This is a genomic window from Kitasatospora sp. NPDC096077 (genome assembly GCF_040303245.1).
Taxonomy (GTDB): Bacteria; Actinomycetota; Actinomycetes; order Streptomycetales; family Streptomycetaceae; genus Kitasatospora.
In genome coordinates, this window is record NZ_JBEOSV010000029.1 from 97373 (window position 1) to 103995 (window position 6623).

Annotated in this window: 5 protein-coding genes and 1 pseudogene; 5 read left to right on the plus strand and 1 reads right to left on the minus strand. The window is 72.0% G+C overall.

The window, feature by feature from the left end; translation table 11 throughout:
- Window positions 1–84 precede the first annotated feature (84 nt).
- The 4 genes from ABTZ03_RS24440 to ABTZ03_RS24455 all read left to right on the plus strand — a co-directional run bounded on the left by ABTZ03_RS24440 (window position 85) and on the right by ABTZ03_RS24455 (window position 4493).
- Window positions 85–2034 carry an amino acid adenylation domain-containing protein gene (locus tag ABTZ03_RS24440; RefSeq protein ID WP_350515196.1) on the plus strand — a complete coding sequence of 650 codons (1950 nt, stop codon included), beginning with the start codon at window positions 85–87 and terminating at the stop codon, window positions 2032–2034.
- On the plus strand, window positions 2031–3266 hold the full coding sequence (locus ABTZ03_RS24445) for a cytochrome P450 (RefSeq protein WP_350515197.1): 1236 nt from the start codon (window positions 2031–2033) through the stop codon (window positions 3264–3266). Before ABTZ03_RS24440 ends, ABTZ03_RS24445 begins: the two co-directional genes overlap by 4 nt.
- An 83-nt stretch (window positions 3267–3349) precedes the next feature.
- The gene (locus tag ABTZ03_RS24450; RefSeq protein ID WP_350515198.1) at window positions 3350–4120 is read left to right on the plus strand and encodes a thioesterase II family protein; all 771 of its coding nucleotides are present in this window, start codon (window positions 3350–3352) and stop codon (window positions 4118–4120) included.
- A gap of 4 nt (window positions 4121–4124) precedes the next feature.
- Window positions 4125–4493 (plus strand): rhodanese-like domain-containing protein, encoded by a 369-nt coding sequence (locus ABTZ03_RS24455; RefSeq protein ID WP_502894568.1) that lies wholly within the window; start codon window positions 4125–4127, stop codon window positions 4491–4493.
- A gap of 258 nt (window positions 4494–4751) precedes the next feature.
- Here ABTZ03_RS24455 and ABTZ03_RS24460 read toward each other — a convergent pair whose 3' ends face one another.
- Window positions 4752–5111, minus strand: a complete 360-nt coding sequence (locus ABTZ03_RS24460) for a PLAT/LH2 domain-containing protein (RefSeq protein WP_350515199.1) — start codon at window positions 5109–5111, stop codon at window positions 4752–4754.
- Between the two features lie 861 nt (window positions 5112–5972).
- Here ABTZ03_RS24460 and ABTZ03_RS24465 point away from each other — a divergent pair.
- Window positions 5973–6623, plus strand: a pseudogene (locus tag ABTZ03_RS24465) (hypothetical protein); the annotation flags it as partial.

The following is a 6623-nucleotide window of genomic DNA, read 5'->3' on the forward strand; positions in this document are numbered from 1 at the left end:
CACAGCAGCACCGGCGGCGACCGCCCCCGCGGTCGCGCGCTCAACCCCGACGGGGACACTTCAGCACAGGAAAGCGGGAAGCAGTTGACCAAGACGGTCCTCACCTCCGACATCCCGGCGTTCGTCGGCACCGGACGGCCACGGTTCGAAGCCCGGGCGATCCACGAGCTGGTCGCCGAACAGGCGGAGCGGGCCCCGCACGCGCCCGCCGTCACCTGTGACGGACGGACCCTGACCTACCAGCAGCTCAACGACCGCGCCAACCGGCTCGCCGGGCGACTGCGGGCGGCCGGACTGGCGCAGGAGGACGTCGTCGGCGTGCTGGTGCCCCGGTCGCCGGAGCTGATCGTCGCCCTGCTCGCCGTCCTCATCGCGGGCGGCGCCTACCTCGGACTCGAACCGGACGACCCGGCCGCCCGCCACGCGCTGCTGCTCGACGACGCCGGCGCGGGCATGGTGATCACCGAGGAGGCCCGGCGGGGGCGGCTGCCCGGCAGCGTCGTCACGGTGACGGAGGGCAGCCCGGCGCAGGAGCCGGCCACCGGGCCGGCGGCACCGGTCCGCCCCGGCGACCCGGACCGGCTCGCCTACGTCAGCTACACCTCCGGCTCCACCGGCGAGCCCAAGGGCGTCGGCGTGCCCCACCGGGCGATCGACCGGCTCGTCCGGGGCGCGGACTGGGTGGACGTCCGGGCCGAGGACGTCTTCTTCCACCTCGCGCCGGTCGCGTTCGACGCGTCCACGTTCGAGATCTGGGCCCCCCTGGTCAACGGCTGCCGACTGGTCCTCTTCCCTCCGGTCGCCATCACACTGGAGCACGTGGCGAGCGTCGTCCGGGCCGAGAGCGTGACGGTCCTGCTGCTGACCACCGGGCTCCTCCACCAGATGGTGAGCTCCCACCCGGAGGCGTTCGCCGACGTGCGGCACGTCCTCACCGGAGGCGACGTGGCCTCCCCGGGCCACGTCCAGCACCTGCTGGCCCGCCACCCGCAACTGCTCTTCACCAACGGCTACGGACCGACCGAGAACACCACGTACACGACCTGTTGGACCAGCAGCACCCTCCCGGAGCTGCGGAGCGTGCCGATCGGCCGCCCGATCAGCGGTACCAGGGTCGCCGTGCTCGACGACGGGCTCAGGCCGGTGCCCGTCGGCGAGTGCGGGGAGCTGTACGTGGCCGGGGCGGGCCTGGCCCGCGGCTACCTGGGCCGCCCGGCCGCGACCGCCGAACGGTTCCTGCCCGATCCGTTCGGCACCGAGCCGGGGGCCCGGATGTACCGGACCGGCGACCTCGTGCGCTGGCTGCCGGACGGCACCCTGGAGTTCGTCGGACGCGCGGACGACCAGGTCAAGGTCCAGGGCTACCGCGCCGAACCGCGCGCCGTCGAGGTCGAGTTGGAACGGCTCCCCGGTGTGCGGCAGGCGGTCGTGCTGCCGCAGCCCGATCCGGCGGGCGGCACCCGGCTGCTGGCCTACGTCGTGCCCGCGGAATCCGGACCGGAGAGCAACGCCGACCTCGGCCGGCGGCTGCGCCACGAACTACGGGACAGGCTGCCGGACTACCTGATCCCCTGGGCGATCCTCGTCCGTCCCGAGCTGCCGGTGAACCGCAACGGCAAGATCGACCGCCGGGCCCTGCCCACCGCCACCCGGGTACCGCGCAACGTGCCCAACGAATTCGTCCCGCCCCGCACCGAGGTGCAGACGCGGCTGGCCGACCTGTGGGGCGACGTCCTCGGCATCGAACCGGTCGGTGTCGACGACGACTTCTTCGACCTCGGCGGACACTCCCTGCTGGCCACCGACCTCCTGGTCGCCACCCAGCGCGAGTTCGACGTGGACCTCCCCGCGCAGACCCTGTACATGTCGCCGACCGTCGCCGAGTTGGCGACGGCCCTCACCGCGCGGATGCGGACGTCGGGCCCGGACGGCCCGACGGACGGCCCGGTCGGGGGCCCGGCCGACGCGACCGGGGTTCGGACCGACGCGACCGGGGTTCGGGCCGACGAGGCGGGGGAGGAGCAGCCCCGATGACGGCGGTTTCCCCGACCACGCGCTGCCCGGTCCTCGCCCCGCAGCCGGTCGACCTGATCGACCCCGACCTCTACCTCGCGGGCGGGGCGCACGAGGCGTGGCGAAGGCTACGCCGCGAATCCCCGGTGAGCTGGCAGCCGGTCGGCGACATCGGCTACTGGTCGATCGTCGGCTACGCCGAGGCCAACCGGGTCCTCCGCGACCACGCTACGTTCACCTCCGAACAAGGCACCCTGCTCAACCTCCTCGGCAAGGGCGACCCCGCCGGCGGCCGCCAGATGGCCGCGACCGACCCGCCCCGGCACGCGCACCTGCGCGGCCCGCTGCAGCAGGCGCTGTCGATCAAGACGGTGGAGAACGACCGGGAGGCCATCCGCCGGACCGTCGTCGAGCTGCTCCGGCCGTTGGCGGACGGCGGCCCGTACGACTTCGCCGCCGCCATGGCCACCCTGCCGATGGCGGTGATCGGCACCATGATGGCGCTTCCGCGACAGGACTGGCCGAGGCTGGTCCGGCTCGCCCACGCCTGCATCGCCGCGGACGACCCGGAGTTCCAGCTCGCCGACGGACCCCGGGCCACCCTCGTGACCGCCCACCGCGAACTGTTCGCCTACTTCCAGGACCTCGTCACCGAGCGTCGACGCGCACCGGGTGACGACCTGGTCAGCGTGCTGCTCATGATGGAACTGGACGGACGCCGACTGTCGCCGGGCGAGATCGTGTCCAACTGCTACAGCCTGCTGCTCGGCGCGACCGTCACCACCGCCCAGCCACCCGTCGCGGCGATGGTCGAACTGGCCGGGACGGGCGTCCTGGACGACTGGGCGGCCCACCCGGAGCTGCTCGGCAGCGGCGTGGAGGAGGCACTGCGATGGGCGTCGCCCACCCAGCACTTCATGCGCCACGCCACTCGCGACGTCGAGGTCCGGGGCGTGCCGATCCCCGCGGGGGACGCGGTCGTCGTCTGGCTGGCGTCGGCCAACCGCGACGAGAGCGTGTTCGCCGACCCGTACACCTTCGACATCCGACGGCGGCCCAACAAGCACATCGCCTTCGGCGTCGGCGCGCACTACTGCATCGGACACACCGTTGCACGGGTGGCCCTGCGGATCCTGTTCGCCGAACTGCTCGGCCGGTTCACCGGGTTCGAGCTCGCCGGTGCGGCGCGGCGGATGCGCTCGAACGTCATCGCGGGCTTCACGCACCTGCCGATCACCGCGCGGACCCGGTAGGAGCCGGCGCCACGGCCGCTGACACCGCGGCTGCCTTCGTTGCCGCCGAACCCGAGAAGAAACCCCCACACGGAAGGTCAACAGTGGACGCTCCGACGGCCCGTACCCGCAACAAGTGGTTCCTGCGCGAGCCGTCGCCGGTGGCACCGGCGCGGCTGTTCTCCCTGCCCTACTCCGGGTGCGGTGCGAGCATGTACCGCCAGTGGCCGTCATCGGTCGACGGCGTCGAGGTCTGCCCCGTGCAGCCGCCCGGCCGGGAGAACCGGATGCGCGAGCCCGCCCACACCACCTACGAGGCGCTGGCCGACGACCTCTGCGAAGCGCTGCGCCCCTACCTGGACCGCCCCTACGCCCTGTTCGGTCACTGCGGGTCCGCGCTGGCGGCGTACGAGACCGCCGTACGGCTGGTCCAGCGGGGCTGCCCCGCCCCGACCCGGCTGTTCGTCTCCTCCGAGGTCGCGCCGCAGGACGGCCCCTACGGCCGCTTCCTCGGCATGAGCGACGACGAGCTGGCCGCCGAACTGCGCGGGCTCGTCGCGGAACTGGGCGGCACCCTGGAACCGAGCCTGCTCGCGCTCTACCTCGGCGTCCTGCGCAACGACGTCGACATGAACAAGCGGTACCACGTCGCCGAGCCGGTCCGGCTGCCGTGCCCGGTCACCGCCATCGGCTGGACCGAGGACACGGGCATCGCGCCGTCCCTGATGGCCGGCTGGTCGGCCTGCGGCGAGACGACCTTCGAGCTCCTGGAAGGGGGCCACTACCGATTCATCGAGGCACCGACGGACCTGCTGGCGCTCCTGGTCGCGGACCTGAGGCCCGCCCGCTGGTCGGCCGGGAGGCCTGACTGCTGATGGGATGGCGTGCCCGCCCAGCGTGTTGGGCGCGAGCTGTCGCCGGGCGGGCACGTGGCGCCACCGCCGCCTGACCGCCGACCGGCTCCGCATCGCCCTGGCCGGCGACCAGCCCGCGGTCGTCCTGGACGTGCGCACCTGCGGCGAACGCGAAGCGGGAGCCGTCGAGGGCTCCCTGCACATCCCCCTGGCCGAACTCCCCGCCCGCCTGGCCGAGATCCCCACCGACCGCCCCGTGGTCGTCCACTGCGCCGGCGGCCGCCGCTCCTCCATCGCCGCCAGCCTGCTCCGCCACCACGGCCACCCCGACGTCTCCGACCTCCTCGGCGGCTACGCCGCCTGGCACACCCTCACCCGCCCCGCCCGCGACTGACCCAGCACCATCCACCCAGGCTTCGGGTCTGCCCGAAGGCAGCGCCACACGCTGTCGTCCTCAGGGCATCACCCCGGCCTCCGCGCCACGTGTCGACCGAGTGTCGTTCACGACGCCGGAGGGGCCGAAAGTACGGCGCTGCGCTACTCCGAGGGCCCGCTCCGCCGTGCGGAACGGGCCCTCGGGTGTCAGGGAATTCTCACCGTGTCACACCGCCCGGGTGAGGGGACGTGCCCGCACGGCCGGGAGTTCGGCGTGTCAGTCGGCGTCGAGGTCGCGCTCGGTCTTTCCGTCGCCGTCGCTCTTCCCGAACCAGTTGTCGCACGGGAAGGTGTAGGTCGTGCCGTGCACCCGGACGGTGGCCTTGTCGAGGTACCAGCCCGCGTGCGCCCCGCTGTTGTCGTGCCCGATCGTGATCTGCTTGGGCGTGCCGACGTTCTGTCCGACCACCCGGAAGAAGTCGACCTTCCCCCTCTCGAAGTTGTTCTCGTCGTTGTCGAGGAAGATCTGGTCGGTGCTTCCATCTGTGCCGCGGATGTAGATGTACACGTTCGCGTCGGTGCCGGCCAAGTCCCGGTCTCCCGTGTACGTGGTGACCTCGTACTCGATCTTGCTCATGAGTGAACTCCTTCTGTCGTCTTTCCTTTGGCATTTCTCTGAGGTTCCCGCCCGCGGTGTATGAAGTGCTGGCGGGCGTACCAGTCCGGACCGGTGGCGAGGGCCGGACGGGCCTCCGGGCTCGTACGTGTGGTGGCCCGACTCCCCGGCACCGGGACCGGTTCGGCCACCCCGGCCGCCGTTGCAGCGGCGACCAGGCGAGGCATCCTCATGTGCCACCTCGGCATCACTCGTCTACGAACAAAAATGAGCGCACACAGAGTGTCACAGCTTGGGGTGGATTGTGGCGACGCAACACTGATGGTGAGGGCGGCGGTCCCGATCCACCGTTGTCGCGCCGATGTTGCGAGTGCCGTAGGCCGGTCCGTCCTGCTTGAGCTGCGGAGATCGTTCCAGGTCTGGACCAAGTGTGTTCGGCTGCGACCGGATTGACGGGGTCGCACGGTCGAGGCCGCTTCCGGCGGGTCGGGGCCTTCGCACCGGGCCTCGGTCGTTGTGTGTACGAGGCGAGTCGGAGCCCGGTCGAACGGGGCGGCGCGAGGGCGCCAGTGGCGACGTTCCGCCCGGTCAAGCCTCGGTCATGGACCCGACATCGACCTTGTTGGCAGGTCCACGCTTCGCTACTTTTCTGGCTCTGACGCCGACACGGCTCAGCTTCATCTCCAGGGCAAGTCCGGGACACCCCTCGTTCGGTCGGGATCACGCCGCCGGTAGCGGCTGACGCTCCGTCTCCGTCGGGCTTCCCGGGTGCCGTCTGCTCGTGCGCGCATCCCCCTCAAACCCCGGGCCGGCATGCCGACAGCACCCTCACCACGGCGTGCTCGCGCTCCTGGGGCCCAAACCCCACATGGGAGGGCTCAGTTGCACACCCAGATCCGTTCGGTCCTTCGCAGCGGTAGATTCCGTGCCTCGACCGCGACCCTCGCGGTCGGCGCGGTGGTGGCCGCCGGTCTCGCGCTGGCGGCCCCCGCCGGTGCCGCCGACAGCGCCACCGGCCAGGTCGGTGCCAAGCGCGTCTGCGCCCTACCGGCCGACCCGCACCTGATGGCCTGCCAGGCCCTGGTGCGCACCGACGTCGTCCAGCCGCACGCCTTCGCGCACAGCGCGGTGTCGCTGGACGCCGCACCCTCCGGCTTCGGCCCGGGCGACCTGCAGAGCGCCTACAAGCTGCCGGCCAACGGCGGTTCCGGGCAGACGGTGGCCATCGTCGACGCCCAGGACGACCCCAACGCCGAGTCCGACCTGGCCGCCTACCGCACGCAGTTCGGGCTGCCCGCGTGCACCACGGCCAACGGCTGCTTCAGGAAGATCGACCAGAACGGCGGCACCAGCTACCCCACCTCCGACACCGGCTGGGCGGGCGAGATCTCGCTGGACCTGGACATGGTCTCGGCCGTCGCCCCGAACGCCCACATCGTGCTGGTCGAGGCCAGCTCGGCGAACATGTCCGACCTCGGCACCGCGGTGAACCAGGCCGTCGCCCAGGGCGCCAAGTTCATCTCCAACAGCTAC